At 34.8% G+C, this 17626-nt stretch carries 11 protein-coding genes; all 11 read left to right on the forward strand.

What is annotated here, in order from left to right; genetic code table 11:
- The first annotated feature begins 147 nt into the window (after positions 1-147).
- The 11 genes from ON09_RS02015 to ON09_RS02065 all read left to right on the forward strand — a co-directional run bounded on the left by ON09_RS02015 (position 148) and on the right by ON09_RS02065 (position 17620).
- Entirely contained in the window at positions 148-897 is a 750-nt protein-coding gene (locus ON09_RS02015) for a polysaccharide biosynthesis/export family protein (RefSeq protein WP_010599393.1), read from the forward strand.
- A gap of 5 nt (positions 898-902) precedes the next feature.
- Positions 903-3287, forward strand: coding sequence for a GumC family protein (locus ON09_RS02020; RefSeq protein WP_010599394.1), 2385 nt, complete (start codon positions 903-905; stop codon positions 3285-3287).
- Between the two features lie 49 nt (positions 3288-3336).
- Complete coding sequence (locus ON09_RS02025; protein WP_010599395.1) at positions 3337-4659, forward strand: flippase; 1323 nt, start codon at positions 3337-3339, stop codon at positions 4657-4659.
- Entirely contained in the window at positions 4659-5888 is a 1230-nt protein-coding gene (locus ON09_RS02030) for a glycosyltransferase family 4 protein (RefSeq protein WP_010599396.1), read from the forward strand. The genes ON09_RS02025 and ON09_RS02030 overlap by 1 nt, the downstream gene beginning before the upstream one ends.
- 11 nt (positions 5889-5899) lie before the next feature.
- Positions 5900-6841 (forward strand): hypothetical protein, encoded by a 942-nt coding sequence (locus ON09_RS02035; protein ID WP_029204054.1) that lies wholly within the window; start codon positions 5900-5902, stop codon positions 6839-6841.
- A complete protein-coding gene (locus ON09_RS02040; protein ID WP_010599397.1) occupies positions 6841-8076 on the forward strand; it encodes a glycosyltransferase in 1236 nt (411 codons plus the stop codon). Before ON09_RS02035 ends, ON09_RS02040 begins: the two co-directional genes overlap by 1 nt.
- Before the next feature lie 2 nt (positions 8077-8078).
- Positions 8079-9584 carry an O-antigen ligase family protein gene (locus ON09_RS02045; protein ID WP_010599398.1) on the forward strand — a complete coding sequence of 502 codons (1506 nt, stop codon included), beginning with the start codon at positions 8079-8081 and terminating at the stop codon, positions 9582-9584.
- On the forward strand, positions 9553-10404 hold the full coding sequence (locus ON09_RS02050) for a glycosyltransferase family 2 protein (protein WP_010599399.1): 852 nt from the start codon (positions 9553-9555) through the stop codon (positions 10402-10404). Before ON09_RS02045 ends, ON09_RS02050 begins: the two co-directional genes overlap by 32 nt.
- Before the next feature lie 13 nt (positions 10405-10417).
- Positions 10418-11536, forward strand: coding sequence for a glycosyltransferase family 4 protein (locus tag ON09_RS02055; RefSeq protein ID WP_010599400.1), 1119 nt, complete (start codon positions 10418-10420; stop codon positions 11534-11536).
- Positions 11537-11538: 2 nt separating this feature from the next.
- Positions 11539-12681, forward strand: a complete 1143-nt coding sequence (locus ON09_RS02060) for a glycosyltransferase family 4 protein (protein ID WP_010599401.1) — start codon at positions 11539-11541, stop codon at positions 12679-12681.
- Positions 12682-12901: 220 nt separating this feature from the next.
- Positions 12902-17620 carry a right-handed parallel beta-helix repeat-containing protein gene (locus ON09_RS02065; RefSeq protein ID WP_010599402.1) on the forward strand — a complete coding sequence of 1573 codons (4719 nt, stop codon included), beginning with the start codon at positions 12902-12904 and terminating at the stop codon, positions 17618-17620.
- Positions 17621-17626 lie beyond the last annotated feature (6 nt).

Below are 17626 nucleotides of genomic sequence, written 5' to 3' on the forward strand. Positions count from 1 at the left end.
TAAATTTGTATTATATATAATACATTCTAACCCTTGAATATTAGGCATAGCCCTATGGGGCTATTGCTTTAAAATAGGGAATACAGCATTTTCGTATCGTTAATTTAAACCCTCAGTGTCATTACCTGTATTTATCTCAAAACCACAATGAATAAGAATTATTATTTTTTGATTGCCAGTTTATTAATATTGAGCTCATGTGGTTCATATAAGAATATCCCGTATTATCAAGACCTCGATCGTAGTAAGCCGATAATCGAAGATGTTAAAAACTTTTCTCCTTTAACCATCAGACCTACAGATATTTTAGCCATCAAGGTAAGTAGTAGAACACCAGAATCTTCCTCGATATTTAGTTATGAGCCTAACAATCAGCAAAATGCAATTCCTGGTTATCAGGTTGACACTAAAGGGAATGTTCACTTACCTGTAATTGGTAGCGTAAAGGTTGAGGGATTGACCACTACTGAACTTCAGGAAAAGTTAAATGTGATGCTTTTGAAATACTATAATGACCCTGTTGTTAATGTGAGAATATTAAATTTTAAAGTAAGTGTATATGGAGATGTAGAGCGTCCGAATGTATATAGTTTGCAAAACGAACGCACAACAATTACCCAAGCATTAAGTATGGCCGGCGATTTAAATATTACAGCCATGCGTAAAACGGTTATTTTGGTTAGAGAAGAAGACGGTAAACGACAGTTTATTCCTATTGACCTCACCTCAAAAAAGATATTTGAATCGCCATATTACTACGTTCGCAATAATGATGAAATATATGTGCAGCCAGATCGTACTAAATACGCCACAGTAGATCGTGGCTATAGAACTGCGACACTAGTATTATCTGGCCTATCAATTATAGCTATTGTTCTCTCAAATATTTATAGATAAACCCTATGAGTACTCAACAGGCACAGTTTACAACCTATATAATAGGAGAAACAAAAAAGAGTGATGAAAACTGGAAAGAAATTTTGGGAAGGTATTTGTTTCACTGGCCATTATTTCTAATTGCATTAGTATTTACTATTGCCTTAGCGTTCGTTTATTTAAAACGTTACAAGCCAGTTTACGATATTAAGGCGACATTAATTGTCAAAGATGATAGCAAGTCGACAAATTCGAAGGGACAACCACTTGATGATATAGGATTAACCAATAATGCCCAATTAATAGATAATGAAATTAAAGTCTTAAAGTCAAGACAATTGGTAAATGAAATTGTGAATGATTTAGGACTCTGGGTAACATATTACAGAAAGGATGGCTTATTTAGTAACAGTGATGGCTTAGCCACTCTTGATATGTACAAAGACGCTCCTGTTAAATTTGTACTTCTAAAGAAAACTGGAAAATTAGATAATGAAGGTGTAAAGATTAGGATAATAGATGCCAAATCATTTACTCTTTACCTACCAGATAAATCTACCAAGATTGCAAGTTTTAACGAGGTTTTTACAAACTCGTTTGGTACATGGAAGCTGATTCCATCACGAAATATCCTTCAATCGAAAGATAAGATTTTATTTATGGCTATTTCTGAACCAGAAACAAAAACTTTAGAACTCCAGCAATCCATAGATGCAAGTTTGTCAAGCAAGTTAGGAACTGCTATCGATTTAACCGTTTCTGATATCAATGATAAACGGGGAAGAGATATTTTGAATGGTTTGATTTCAGGCTATTATGCTTCTTCATCTGATGAGAAAAACAGAGAGTTAAAAAATACTTTAGACTTTCTCGATCAACGGCTTGCCTCTTTAAATGGCGATCTGTCAACGGCAGAATCTGGTATCGAAAACTTTAAAAGTAGTAAAGGATTAACCGACATCAGTTCTCAAACAAAAATCAGTTTGGAGAATTTGCAGGCAAATGATGCCAAACTTAACGAAGCGAATCTACAGTTAAGTGTCATTAATGGAATTGAAAGTTACGTTAATTCAGGAGCGAACAGTAATAAAATTCCATCTGCGATTGGTATCAGTGATGCTGCTTTATCTAGTTCAATCGAAAAATTAGCAAACCTGCAATTAACTCATGATAAAATGGCTGCAGACATGCCTGAAAGTAATCCCGAGTTTGATCCAATTAACAGACAGATTAAGACAACAAGGGCCATGATTAAGGAAAGTGTTAAAAATATCAAAAGTAATTTGCTTGATACCCGAAATAAACTACAATCCTATAACAACAAATTTGAATCTTCAATCAGAGACATTCCGACCGATGAACGCCAGTTTGTAAACATTAAGAGGCAGCAATCCAGTAAGGAAAATACGTATACCTATCTTCTTCAAAAAAGAGAAGAGGTTGCAGTTAAATACGCCTCGAATTTATCAAATAATCGAATAGTGGATAATGCTTATTCTGAAGAACCAAAAGACCCTAAAGCATTAACTTATGTCATAGCGTTTGTTTTTGGTTTAGGTTTACCTATTGGCGTTATTTATGGAAGAGGTGCTTTATCAACAAAAATAATCTCGGCTCAGGATATTTCTGACGTAGTGGAGATTCCAGTTGTAGGTGAACTTCCATACGAGAAGTCAGCAGAATCGACAACGATTACTTCTAATAAACAAAATGCCATAAGTGAAGAATTACGGGCGTTAAGAATAAAACTTCACTATCTACACGGTAAGAGAGAAACCGGAAGAGTCACATTGGTAACTTCAAGTGTATCGAAGGAGGGGAAAAGTTTTATCAGCGCTAACATTAGCAAGGCCTTGTCTTTAGCTTTTAAAAAGACAGTAATACTTGAGTTGGATATGAGAAAACCTAAAGTTGCTGAATATTTTGGTCTTAGCGCTACGCACAAGGGTTTAAGCGAATACTTAAACGGTAAAGCAAACATCGCTGATATTATTCAGCAGGTTGATAAAAATAGTAATCTCAGTTTAATCAGCTGCGGTAGTATTGTCGATAATCCTTCCGAATTACTTGAAAAACGAGAACTTGCCAAATTGATAGATAAGTTAAAAGAGGATTTTGACGATATTATTATTGATAGTCCACCCGCACACCTGGTGCCTGATGCCATCATATTGTCTAGATTAAGTGACTTGACACTATATGTGGTAAGACAGGGCTATACAGATAAAAAGGAGCTTCAGTTTCTAAAGCAATTACAAAATCAAAGCCAGATAAACAATATAGGTATTGTTTTTAATTCTTTACAGCGGGTAAAATACGGATATGGTTATCAGTATGATGATTCATATTATAGTAACAATAATTCTAGCTTCCTGAAGCCAGTTTTTGGTGATTTCAAAAGTAGATTTTAGGTGGTTATTGTATATGCCTAGATCTAAATAACAAGACGACGATAGTAATATGCCTGAACTAGTTAGAAAGATACGCTTACTAGGTGAGAACCAGAATATAAAGAAATACATTTTCAATACCTCCTGGCTGTTTTCAGAACAGCTTATTAGGATGTGTGTAGGACTTGTTGTGGGGGTTTGGGTTGCGAGATATTTGGGCCCAGAAAAATTTGGTGTATTAAATTACGCTCAAAGTTTAGTGGCCTTATTCAGTGCATTAGCAACGCTAGGATTAAATAATATTGTGATCAGGGAACTTGTAAAAAAGAACTACGATAAAAATTTATTGCTCGGAACGTCCTTTATCATGAAATTGATTGGTGGATCAGTTACTTTTATTTTTTTGTTTATTGCCATAAATGTAATCTCCAGTGACTATTATACTAAAGTTGTTGTTTTAATTGTTGCATCATCCACAATATTTCAAAGCTTTAATGTAATTGACTTCTATTTTCAATCAAAGGTCGAATCGAAGTTTGTAGTATACGTGAACATACTCGTATTGATAATATCTACAATATTAAAAGTCCTTTTTTTAATATTTAAAGCTCAGCTGGCATTATTCGCCTTGTTGACGGTTATTGAGAATATTGTACTTGCAATCGGTCTCATATATTTTTATAAAAAGAATAGGGAGACTATAAAAGCTTGGAGTTTCGATAAAGGAATTTGCTTTATGTTATTGAAGGATAGCTGGCCTTTGATATTATCAAGCATTTCTATTTCAATCGGGATGAGGATCGACCAAGTTATGATTAAGAGTTACATGAATGATATTAATGTTGGATATTACGCCGTGGGAGTAAAATTTGCTGAAATATTCACATTTATTCCCATGCTTATAAGCCAATCTATTTATCCTAAAATTTTAGAGATGGATTTTAGTAAAGAGCGAAATAAACTGATTTTTATGTTGAGATCAATATTCTTTTTGCTTGTATTATTATCTATTGGGGTAAACATTTTTTCTTCATACGCTATCAATCTGCTATATGGAGCAAAATATGAAGACAGTATAGCTGTAGTGAATATTCTTATTTGGACAATACCCTTCACTTATTTAAACATAGTGACAAGTACAATATTGCAAAAACTGAACAAAAGCAAAACCATTTTGTACAGGCAATTGCTAATTGCTGCAATAAATATTGTAGCTAATATTTATCTAATTCCTTGGTTTGGAACCGTGGGAGCTTCCCTTAGTACATTGATTGCAGATACCTCATTGTTCTTTTTTGGTTTTTTCTTATATAATGAAAGGTGGATATATTTATTAAGGATTGAGGCGATATTATTTATACCAACAAAAAATATTTTTAAATTAAAGATTTAATGAAAATTCTTACTGTTGTTTATAATCTTGAACAGGGAGGTACCCAAAGAGCTGCTCAGACATTTTGTGAAGCGTATTTCAGACTAAGGAATGATAGCAGAATGTTAGCATTATATGCTGGTGGTCAAAGAGCGGTTGATCTGAAACAGGCTGGAATTAATGTAAATGTTGGTGTATCAGAAAGTTATTTATTGGAGTTAAAGAAATGGTCTCCGGATGTAGTCCATCTACACTCACATGCAATTAAAGGAGTTGATATTTTGAAGATCAGAGAAATGTGTCCATCTGCGGTATTTATTGAAACTAATGTTTTTTCTGCACTCTCTGATTATTCTGAAGACATGCTAAAATATTCTTTCCAACTTTCTGAATGGTGCAATTATCTTTATATCTCAAGAGGCGGGAATAAAAAAAAGTCTTTGGTATTACCGAATCCTGTAGAGGTAAATAATTTCAAGAAATCAAATGCTGAAGACCGTGCTAATTTCAGGAGATACTACAATATACCTGAAGAGACTTTTGTATTGGGCAAAATCGGTCAAAGTTTTGGAGGCAAATGGTCAAAGTATTTAATTGATACTTTAGAGATGTTCGTTAACACAATATCTACAAACGTAATTATGATTTTAGTTAGTCCCAGTCAGCAACTTCTAAATTATGTTAAAGAGAGAAGCCTAAGCGATTACGTAATTCATATCAATAAGATTACAGGAGATAAGTTATTATGCGATTGTTATTCAAGCATCGATGTGTTTGTTCATGCTTCCAGTCAAGGTGAAAGTTTTGGTTATGTGTTAGCAGAATCCCTACTGTGCGAAACTCCGGTTGTTGTATTAAATACGCCTTGGGCAGATAATTCACAAGCAGAGGTAGTTGGAGATGCTATTGGCGGATTTTGTGTAAATAATAGGCAAGAAATGTTTAATTCTATCTGTAGACTTTATGAAAATGTTTCACTAAGAATCGAATTAGGCAAAAAGGGTAGGAATAGGATCGTTTCCATTTATGATTCGATAAAGATTGCTAAAAAATGTTTAAGCTATCTTTCTCATGAGTATGAAACTTCAAAAACAATTACCTTGAATTCTTTAGAAGGTGTAAAAAACTTCAAGTTTTTTGATAAACAGATTGTAATATTTCTGCTTTGGCTTAAGTTAAAGGTTAAATTATTTCATAGAGGATCTAATTTCTTATTAAAAAAATTTCTTGGATTTCAATTTGATTTTTAACCTATCCAATTATGAAAATAGATAAAACTGCAGTTCTTTTAATCACATTCAATCGGCCAGATACAACTAAGAGCGTCATCGAAGCAATTATAAAATACAACCCTGAGCGATTATATGTTTTTTCTGACGGTCCTCGTGAAAATAAGAAGGTTGAGGATTTAATTTTAATTAAACAAATAAGAGAATTAGTTAAATCTATTGATTGGAAGGGGGCCCTTTTTACAAGATTTATGGAAACTAATCAAGGCTGTGGGCTCGGAGTTTCTGGTGCCATAAGCTGGGCATTTGAGAATGAGGAACAACTCATTATCCTAGAGGATGATTGCGTGCCATCACAATCTTTTTTTGGTTTTTGCAATAAATTGTTAGATACATATGCTCATGATACCAGGATAATGCATATTGCTGGCACGCGTTGGAATGAAGAATATGAGGTTGATGATACCAGTTACTTTTTTAGTAAATATGCCCATATTTGGGGCTGGGCTACTTGGAAAAGATCGTGGATAAAGTACGATTTTTTAATGCAGGATTGGCCCGACTTTCGGCATAAGGGTTTACTTCATACCATCCTGGATAATTATTTTCCGCTTTATAAAAGGTGGGAATATATGTTCGATAATCTCTATAATCAGGCAAGAAAGCATACATGGGATTACCAATGGCAATTTGCTGTTTTCAAGAATAATGGGCTTTGCATTACTCCTGTTAAAAACCTTGTTACCAATATTGGAGATGTTGGAGTGCATTTTAGTGAAACTACAAGTGCACATCATAGAAAACGTGATGAGATTGAAGAAGTATTAACTGAACCAAAGTATTTTCATTCTGCCTACGAATTTGATAAATACCATGGACGTACATTCTACCTGAAGGGACGAAGTAAGTTCAAGCTTTTATATGATGCCACAGTTGCAAAAATATTATCTAAAGCTAAAAGCAAGGCTATATAATGGCATTAAAAATATTACATATTACTTTTTCTGATAGCGGGGGCGCAGGCACCGCGGCGTTGAGATTGCATAAAGGGCTAAGTGGTATTGGTTTGCAAAGTAAAATTTTAGTGCTTGAAAAGAGAACTCAAACTACTGGCGTTTTTGAGTACCCCAAGAAAAATAGATATTTTATTTTGTTTTTGAGAGTGCTAAAAAAAATGCAGTTGCCACAAACGCTTGAGCATAGAAATGATAATTTATATAAGAGCTTTGATGGTGAATTTGAATATTTTTCCTTTGCCAGAACCTCATTCATTAATTTAGCCGAACATCCTCTTGTTAAAGAATGCGATGTTGTTAATTTACATTGGATTCCGAATTTTGTTGACTATCCTACTTTTTTCGAAAAATTGGAAAAACCAATTGTATGGACGCAGCATGATATGAATGCTTTCCAAGGCGGATTTCATTATAGAGAAGATAATATAAGAAATCCACACCTTCTTGCAATCAATCATGAACAATACTTATGTAAACTCGCTTCGATAAAAAATTTGCCTTCATCGAAGATGATTGTGGTTTCACCCTCAAAATGGCTTATGAATGAGGCCCGATCTTCTGAGATTTTAAGGGGTTTTAGACATTTTCATATCCCTAATGGCTTAGATAGCAGTGTTTTCAACTTCAAAAAGCAACAGCCCTTAAAAGCTAAATTTAAATTAGATACAAATAAAATCACGGTTTTATTTATTTCAGAAACCGTAAAAAGCATACGTAAAGGTTTTAAGCATATTCTTGAACTTATCGAGGATGATGAAGTTTCTTCAAGATTTCAGTTTGTAGCTGTAGGAAATATTAAGAAAGCTCAAAGAAAGAATAAGGTTTTATATCTGGGGAGCATTCATTCGGAACAGGAAATTAGTGAAATATATAGTGCAGCAGATATCTATCTTTTACCGAGCAGAGAAGATAATTTCCCAAATGTTATGCTCGAAAGTCTGGCTTCAGGAACACCTGTGGTAGGTTTTAATATTGGTGGATTAAAAGATTTGATTGTGAATGGACAAAATGGCTATCTCTCCGATGAAATATCAACCGAAGGCTTAAAAGTATCACTTTTGCGTTGTGCCAATAAACTCAACATGTTCAATAGAAAACTTATTGCAGAAACTATTGGGGGAAGTTATAGTATACAGGTACAGGCAGAAGCTTATAAACATATTTATGAAGAAATTACGAGCCTTATTAACTGATAATGGAGATTAAAAAAACATCTATCGCTTCAACTTTACTTAAAATAATCGCTCTTGCGATTATTGGACAGTTCACGTATTCAAAATTTCCCATTCCTGTTGTTTTGCTAGCATTATTTTTAATTACCCTAATTTTTTTTATCACGCTGTATAAAAAAGATTTCTTTGGTTTTTTAATGCAATTGTTTATCTGTAATCATTATACTTATGGATATGAAATTGGCGGCACATTTAACTTTGTAGCTTCCGTTGCATTGATCGCGTATTTATTGAGGTATGGAAATGAATTTTTTGGTAATATAACCTTACAAAAGAACACAGTATTTTTAATTTTAGGATTGGGTATTATCCAAGTATTGTGTTTAATTGGAGGTAGTACTTCTACAGGTTTGAAAATTTCTTCCACCATTTGTTTTCTTAATTTTTTTTTCCTGTTTTATTATTGTTCTAAAGTTAATCTAGATGCCCAAAAATATATACAGTTTATATATATAACAGGGATATTCTTTTTATATATGTTCGTTAATGCAATTAATCAACGCTATGATTACTTTGTATCACCAGTTGACTTTTTTCCTAACGTTGGGCCAAATGCGGAATGGGAATTAGGCATACCGAGGGCTGCTGGAACGTTAGGTAATTTTGAGTATTATGCTGAATATTCAATATCTATTATTGCGATTTGCTTACCAGGAGTATTGAGTGGTTCTTTTAGAGCGGTGAGTAAAAGATTTTTTCTTTTTTCAATAGGTTTATGTGGCTTAGGGGTCCTAGCTATTGTTTTATCTGGTACACGATCATCAATATTACTATTACCATTCCTTGTTTTGCTTACAATGGTTTTCCTTTATAGAAGACTCAGCATCAAAATTGTGCTGATTGGGGCATCAGCTGTAGCTTTATTTTTTGTTATCAATACAATTCACACCATTGTAGATTTCTCCATTTTTACCAAGAGAAGTGAGGAAGTTGATATGAAGCAAGTATCGCTGAAAAGTATATTGAGTGGTAAGGACATGAATCGTGGTGAGATTTTCGAATATGGATTTAAAAAAATTGAAAAGAATAGGGGATTACTTGGAAGTGGCTATTTTACAAACCGAAGGATGTACATTGTAGCCCATTTTGATAAGGTTAGACCGGATGAAATTCCAGACTATCACAATCTTTACATGAGCGCCGTAGTGTTGTGGGGATACTTAGGAGCTATTCTGTTTTTATCGTTATTTTTTATTAGCATGTATCGCGGCTTTAAGCTCTATTTTAAGCTAAAGAAACACCAATTTTTCCTTGTAGATTTTTTACTTGGATTTAACCTGCTTTTCATGTTTCTAATGATTAATCAATTCAAAATTCAATTTATAAGAGATGCGAATTATTTTATGCTCATCCTGATTTTACTCTCAATTTATAATTCCTTAATATACCTATTATCTCAAAAAATTGTTGTAATACCAACTGAAAATTTAAAAGCATATGAAAATAGCAGTATTACTCGCCACATTTAATCGAAAAGAGAAAACAATCGCCTGTATCAAAAGCCTGCTAGCGCAAGAGATTAAGAGCAACGTTCAGTTTGAAATTTTCTTAACAGACGATTGTTCATCAGATGGAACTGCAGAGGCGGTGGCAGAAATCTGGCCATATGCACACATTCTACATGGAAATGGAAAATTATTTTGGGCAGGAGGTATGCGCAACTCCTGGAGTGAAGCTTTGAAAAAGGGAGCTGATTTCTATCTTCTTTTAAATGATGATACTGTTCTAAATGTAAATGCTATACAAGTTTTATTAGATAGTTATAACAAAATTTATGCTAATGAGAACCTCCAGTCAATTTTAATCGGTAGCACCTCTGAATTTGAAAATAGTTCCATCTCATACGGTGGGAAAAAACTTATCTCGAAGTATAAAATTAAATATGCAGATGTATTTAGTGAAAAAGAGATATTAGCTTGCGACCTAGGAAATGCAAATATTATGCTCGTTCCAGATAAAATAGTTAAAAGCATTGGCATACTCTCTCAGGCGTACAGTCATGGAATTGCTGATTTTGACTATACACTATACGCTAAGCGAAAAGGTTTTGGAGTACATGTGGCTCCAGGAGTGCTAGGCATTTGTACAGATGATCATGGCAATAATTGGAAATCACAAAAAACAACGTTATCTGAACGGATTAAGTATTTAAAAAGTCCGAAAGGCTTAGCTTATAAAGAATATCTTCATCTTACAAGAAAATTTTTTCCTATTTCATTACCGGAAACATTTGTTAAACTGTGGCTTAAAACATTTTTCCCCGTAATTTGGGACAAGTTCAAAGTCTAACCTATTTATATAGATGAAAAAATCGAAAATTCGTGTTTCGTATTTAACGCAGGTTCCTGGCCCCTACCGAGAAAGAATGCATGAGTTGGTGCATGAATCGGCAGATTTTACCTACGATGTTATTTATTGTGCCAAGTTAGAGCCAAACCGCAGCTGGAAGCTCTCCTACGGCAATTATCCCATTTATTTTTTAGCCGAGGTAGCGAAAACTTTCAGGCATAATAATACTAATGTTTGGAAATTGTTAAATAAAACAAAACCCTCGGTATTAATTATCACAGCATTTAAACCTACTATGCTTTACGGTGTATTATGGTGTATTCTTAATGGCAAAAAACTCATTGTATATAATGATGGTACCTATGATTCAGAATTACATCTATCATTTGTTCAGAAATTAATCAGAAAGTTTGTATATAAGCTTACTAGCTCATTTATGGCCCCGGGAAATGGCACGGTGGCACTCTATAAAAGTTACGGCGTAAGGAGTGAAAAGATTTTTCGAAGTTGTTTATGTGTTGATAACTCCAAACTTAAATACCAGCCACTACAGGAGAGGGAGTTTCATATCATGTACTCTGGACAGATAACAGAGCGAAAATTGCCGCTTTTTTTTGCTGATGTGGCCATTGCTTTAAATAAACTTTTTCCGAAATTGAAAGTGCTTGTTGTAGGCGACGGTGTATTAAAAGATCAACTTTTGACTAAACTTGAGAATAATCATGTAGATTTTCACTTTGCAGGTTTTCTTGATCAAAATACTCTGTTCGAATATTATGCAAAATCCAAATTGTTTTTATTTACTACCATGGATGATGTTTGGGGTATTGTTGCGAATGAAGCATGTGCGAGTGGTACGCCGGTTATTACAAGTAAGGATGCAGGGGTAGCAGGAGAACTGGTTGTTCATAATAGAAATGGCTATGTGCTTCCTTATGATGTAAGCGCTTGGGTCAGTCATATTTTAAATTTACTTCATGATCAGCAACTCTTAAGTAACTTCTCCAACCAGTCCATTAACCTTGTTAAACAATATAATCATCAACAAGCTGCTGATGGGCTTATTGATGCTGTAAATTATGCTATAGGCGATAAAAACAGATTACCACAAGCTAACCCTATAATTTCTTGAAAATGTTAGTTACGGAATCTAAAAAACTTAACGTTTTATTTATTTTGCATTTACCTCCACCAATACACGGAGCCTCAATCGCCAATACATATATCAAAGAGAGTAAAATTATTAACAGTGAACATAATACCGATTACATTAGCTTAGCTACAAATACAGTTTTATCTCAAACTGGAAAAGGGAGTATTAGAAAAGCATTTAAGTTTTTATCTATCCTAGGGAAAATACTTAAACTTATTTCTACTAAAAATTATGATTTATGCTATCTTTCCCTTACTGCAAGTGGGCCAGCTTTTTACAAAGATTTAATAGTTGTTGCACTACTTAAACTTGCAAATAAAAAAATTCTATACCATTTCCATAATAAAGGTGTCGCACTAGCTAAGCAAAATAAAGTTAATGATGCTTTATACCGATTTGCTTTTAAAGGTACCAAGTCTATATTATTGTCAAAATATCTATATTCGGATATTCAAAGGTTTGTTAAGGAGACCGATGTTTTTTATTGCCCATACGGAATTCCTGTAAGCACTGTATGTACACAGAAAAAGCCTAAAGAAAAATCTTCCATTAATGCCATTTCACTATTGTATCTATCAAATATGATGATAGAAAAAGGTGTTTACGATTTATTGCATGCTTGCGTATTATTAAAGAATCGAAATATTCCGTTTGTATGTAATTTTGTGGGTGGCTGGACCGATATCACTCCTGAAGAGTTCGACAAGTTTGTTGAAGAAAATGATCTTTCGATGCAAGTATTTGCTCATGGCCCAAAATACGCAACAGAGAAACTCAACTTTTTTAATCATGCCGATGTTTTTATTTTTCCAACATTTTATCATTATGAAACATTTGGTCTGGTTAATCTGGAAGCTATGCAACATAGCTTGCCAATTATCTCAACCCATGAGGGCGGCATACCTGATGTAATCTCAGACGGAAATACCGGGTTTTTAGTTCCCAAAAATACACCTGAAGCTATTGCTGAAAAAATTGTGTTTTTTGCTGAACACCCGGAACATGCCGAAGCGATGGGGCTAAAGGGTAAGCTACGGTTTGAAGAATATTTTACGATTGACAAATTCGAGCAAAATATATCTCAAGTGATCGGTTTTGCTGCTAAACAATCTTTTCAAATTTAGTTATTATTGTATTATTTTAAATACAATTCCTAAAAGGTGTTGTGTAATTTACAATAAATCAAGCGGTTATTATTAATAATGTCACTTATGTCATTGTATTGTATTATTTCGAGGTTTCTAAAACAATTTTTGTATCTAATGCAATAAATTCCCATAAGTGTCTGTTCATAAGGTTAATTTTTATTAGTTTTAGCTAAATCAAACAATTTAACTTTTATAAATGATTAATCGTCCCGTAAATCATTTTGTAAATTTCTGTACTCTCAAATTATTTTTCCTAAGAACTTTTTTAGGTGCGGTGTTTGTGCTGTCTTATCATTTTTGTTTTGCAGATACTTACTATTTTTCATCCGTTTCAGGAGATGACCGCAGGTCTGCTGTCGAAGCCCAAAACCCCAATACTCCCTGGAAAAGTATTGAAAAATTAAATGTTTTTTTTCCCAGTTTAAAGGCAGGCGATGCAGTAATGTTTAAGAGAGGAGAAACGTTTTATGGTTCCATTATTGTAAATGGCCATGGATCGGCAGGCAACCCAATTATCTTCTCTGCATTTGGTGTCGGAAATAATCCCATCATTACCGCATTTGTTACGCTTACAGAGTGGCAACCTGTTGGAAATGGAGTTTATGAAAGTCAGAACAATTTGTTAGGTAGCAATGTGAATGTTTTGGTTCTTAATAATCAAGCCCAGGAGATGGGCCGATACCCTAATGCATCAGCAACGAATAAAGGGTGGCTAACAATTAAATCACACAATAATAATTCCATAACAGATCCTAATAATACTTCAGGGATTAACTGGAAAGGTGCAGAAATTGTGATTAGGAAAAATCACTGGATAATTGATAGGCACATTATAAGTAATCAATCAGGAAATACAATTACATACATACAGACTAATGATACACACTATTATCCAACAGATGGATATGGATATTTTATTCAGAATGATTTGCGTACGCTTGATGCAATGGGTGAATGGTATTATAACCCAGCTACCAAGAAAATGTATATTTATTTTGGAACAAATTTACCTTCTTCTTTCGTAGTGCAGGCCAGCACAATTGATAATATCGTTTACGCTAATAAAGCTAATGGACAAAACGCTTATCTTACTTTTGAAAATTTAACCTTCAATGGCGCAAATGCCCATGCTTTTTCTTTAAGCTATGGAAGCAATATAGTCATTCGAAACTGTAATCTTGAATCTTCAGGCAATAGCGCAATCAGTGCATACCAATCCACATACACAACGGTTGAGAAATGTATAATCAAAGGCGCTCAGAACAATGGAGTATACCTGAATGAAAAATGCCACAACTCAAAAGTTTCAAATAATACCATCTCTAATACAATGAATTTTCCTGGATTAGGACAGAATGGAGATCATAAAGGGCTGGGCGTATATGTTGGCGGAGATAATATGCTTGTAGAATATAATAATGTATTAAATACTGGTTACACAGGTATATATTTTGCCGGAGAATCCATTACTGTAAAAAATAATTTAGTTGACAATTTTTGTTTATTAAAAGATGATGGCAGTGGTATATATACATTTACGGGTAGCGCAAATACTAAATATTCAAACAGAAAAGTTATTGGTAACATTATTTTAAATGGTATTGGAGCACGAGAGGGGAGTGACGTCGCTATTGATTCAAAATCTGCACCGGCAAAGGGATTTTATGCTGATGATAACGCTACAGGAATTTTACTGGAAAGCAATACGATCTCGAAAATCAGCGACCATGGAATTTTCATCCATAATGGGAGGGATATCAATTTACGTGCGAACACTGTCTTTAATAATACTGTTCAACTTGCTTTAGCACATGATGAACTAGGCGAAGCAATTACCAATGTTTCCTCTACAGAAAATATTTTCTTTTCAAAAACATCCGATCAGCTTATAGGTAAATTTTCAAACAAAGATGCAGATATTGCAGGCATGGGTAAGTTTGACAATAACTTTTATGTTCGTCCTTTCGATCAAGGGAATATTATCCAAACTGAACAATTTGCGCAATCATCATCTTATACTTCCAAACTCTATGATCTTGAAAGCTGGAAATATAGCTTTAAGCAGGATGGTGCAACTAGCCCGAGTCCTGTTATTTTGCCTCAGTTTAAATTAAATAATTATGTTGGTGGCAATAAGCTTGAAAACGGTAATTTCGATACTAATGCTAACGGGGTTATGTTTTATGCTTCATCGGGATCACCAACATCAGGATGGGATAATACAAATAAGTTAGGTAGTGGAGGTTCTCTGAAGTTGACTAGCCCAAGTCCATCCTTTCTTTTAATAAATTTTGGGGCGGTTGACGTATCTAAAAAATACATTCTCCGATTTAAAGTTGTTGGGAATAAAGAAGTAAACATCTCTGCATTTATCCGACAATTTAATAGTCCACATGCTGAAATTTCGAGTGTTAGTACAGTAAAAGTACTCACTACATCAAAAACATATGAGTGTTTATTTTCTTTTCCTAAAACTGAAGCAAATGCTTGTATCACCTTTAGTTCGCAAAATAATGACTTTACTTATTGGCTTGATAATATTGAATTTTACGAAGCAAGCGTAACAAACCACAACCCGGATGACTATATTTTATTTGAATACAATGCAACGCCAACTACCAAAAGCGTTAATTTATCCGGTTCGTATATAGATCATAAAAATAGAGTCTATTCGGGATCTGTTAGCATTCCATCATATTCATCTATTGTGTTAATTAAGACTTCTCCAACCTCAACACCTTCACCTCCGGTGGTAACTGGCGATAATGATAGGAAAACTTTAATCAGTACGCATGGTCAATTCCAGTCAGAAATAGTTTACAGTGAAAATGGTGGTGGGTTTAAAGCCTATACTGATACAATAAAGGTAGGTGAGGTTGCTAGAGCAGCAGGCTATTGGAAGTTTAAAATAAAGGCAGCGAAGGAAAGAAACGAAAGTGATGAAGTGGGAAGCCCCGCATTTACGATCACCACTATAGTTACTCCTACGACCCCGATTTTAAACGCTGACGATATTGCCAATACCCTTACTGCCACCCACGACCAATATTCATCTGAGATTGTATTTAGTGAGAACGACGGAAGCTATCAAAGCTACACCGGAACAATCAGTGTGGGTAATGTTTCCAGAGCGGCAGGCTATTGGAAATTTAAGGTAAAGTCTGGCGCTAACCGAGCAGAAAGTGCCGTAGTCTCCAGTCCGGCTTTTACAGCGGTTATTACACCGAGTGTCCCTGTTCTTTCCGCTGATGATGTTGCCAATACCTTATCAGTCAGTCATGATACCTATGCAGGGGATATCGTGGTAAGCGAAAATGGCGGGAGTTACCAATTGTACTCGGGAACAATTCAAGTGGGCAATGTCGCCCGGCCAGAAGGGTATTGGAAATTTAAACTCCGAACGGGTACGAACCATGGTGAAAGTGCCGTGGTTCCAAGTCCAACCTTTAGCGTTACCGGGACACCAACATCTCCAAAGATTACCGCTGACGATATTGCCAATACCCTTACTGCCACCCACGACCAATATCCATCTGAGATTGTATTTAGTGAGAACGACGGAAGCTATCAAAGCTACACCGGAACAATCAGTGTGGGTAATGTTTCCAGAGCGGCAGGCTATTGGAAATTTAAGGTAAAGTCTGGCGCTAACCGAGCAGAAAGTGCCGTAGTCTCCAGTCCGGCTTTTACAGCGGTTATTACACCGAGTGTCCCTGTTCTTTCCGCTGATGATGTTGCCAATACCTTATCAGCCAGTCATGATACCTATGCAGGGGATATCGTGGTAAGCGAAAATGGCGGGAGTTACCAATTGTACTCGGGAACAATTCAAGTGGGCAATGTCGCCCGGCCAGAAGGGTATTGGAAATTTAAGATACGGGCAGGGGATTATAGAATTGAAAGTAGTGTAGTAAAGAGTCCTAACTTTTATCCAACCGAATTGGTTACTTCACCAGATCTTTTTGCCGATGATGTTGCCAATACTTTAATAGCCAGTCATGCAACCTATCCAACTAAAATAGTGGTGAGTGAAAATAACGGCAGCTATCAGCCTTACACAGGTACAATTAATGTTGGGAACATTTATAGGGCTCAAGGTTACTGGAAATTTAAAATAAGTGCTTCGGCAACTAATGTAGAAAGCCCTATTGTAAGTAGTCCGGTTTTCACTATTCCTGATAAGCCAAGCGTACCTAAACTTTTGGCTAATGATATTTTAAATACCCTGGTGGCAACTCATGACCTTTATAACAATGATATTTTAGTGAGTGAAAATGGCGGAAATTATAAAAGCTACACCGGCGTGATAAACGTTGGAGATATAAACAGGGCTGAAGGATACTGGAAGTTTAAAATTGAGGCTTCAATAAACAGGTTGGAAAGCGATATAGTATCCAGTCCAGCTTTTACATTAACTAAGGAAACACTGCCGCCAGTAATTGTTACCGACAATATTGCAAATACCCTTACTGCCACCCATGACCTATTTCCAGAAAACATAGTGTATAGTGAAAATTATGGTGATTTCATACCATATACTTCTCCAATTAGTGTGGGCAAATTGCAAAGACCAAGTGGTTATTGGCGTTTTAAGATAGTGGCTGGAGTAAATAGGAAAGAGAGTACTATTGTAAATAGTCCTCAATTTAATGGGATTTCATTAAATTTATCAAAAGATTTAGTTTTATATCCAAATCCAGTGCAAAGTATGCTGCATGTAAAGCATCCAGAAGTAACTACGGTTGGGGTAATCATTATAATATCTGTAAGCGGACAAAAATTAAAATCTATTATCGTTAATAAGGGAATATTAGAAACAGAAATAGATGTAATTAATTTACCACCAGGAACATTTATCTTGCTTTTTAACGAGGGAACAATTAAATTAGCTAAAACATTTATTAAAATAGAATAACGCTCA

This window comes from Pedobacter agri PB92, assembly GCF_000258495.1.
Classification (GTDB): Bacteria; Bacteroidota; Bacteroidia; order Sphingobacteriales; family Sphingobacteriaceae; genus Pedobacter; species Pedobacter agri.

Excerpts from the sequence above, each read along its gene's own strand:
- ON09_RS02040 (WP_010599397.1), top strand. The coding sequence starts at position 6,841 with ATGGCATTAAAAATATTACATATTACTTTTTCTGATAGCGGGGGCGCA.
- ON09_RS02045 (WP_010599398.1), top strand. The coding sequence starts at position 8,079 with ATGGAGATTAAAAAAACATCTATCGCTTCAACTTTACTTAAAATAATC.
- ON09_RS02050 (WP_010599399.1), top strand. The coding sequence starts at position 9,553 with ATGAAAATAGCAGTATTACTCGCCACATTTAATCGAAAAGAGAAAACA.
- ON09_RS02055 (WP_010599400.1), top strand. The coding sequence starts at position 10,418 with ATGAAAAAATCGAAAATTCGTGTTTCGTATTTAACGCAGGTTCCTGGC.
- ON09_RS02015 (WP_010599393.1), top strand. The coding sequence starts at position 148 with ATGAATAAGAATTATTATTTTTTGATTGCCAGTTTATTAATATTGAGC.
- ON09_RS02025 (WP_010599395.1), top strand. The coding sequence starts at position 3,337 with ATGCCTGAACTAGTTAGAAAGATACGCTTACTAGGTGAGAACCAGAAT.
- ON09_RS02065 (WP_010599402.1), top strand. The coding sequence starts at position 12,902 with ATGATTAATCGTCCCGTAAATCATTTTGTAAATTTCTGTACTCTCAAA.
- ON09_RS02060 (WP_010599401.1), top strand. The coding sequence starts at position 11,539 with ATGTTAGTTACGGAATCTAAAAAACTTAACGTTTTATTTATTTTGCAT.
- ON09_RS02035 (WP_029204054.1), top strand. The coding sequence starts at position 5,900 with ATGAAAATAGATAAAACTGCAGTTCTTTTAATCACATTCAATCGGCCA.
- ON09_RS02030 (WP_010599396.1), top strand. The coding sequence starts at position 4,659 with ATGAAAATTCTTACTGTTGTTTATAATCTTGAACAGGGAGGTACCCAA.
- ON09_RS02020 (WP_010599394.1), top strand. The coding sequence starts at position 903 with ATGAGTACTCAACAGGCACAGTTTACAACCTATATAATAGGAGAAACA.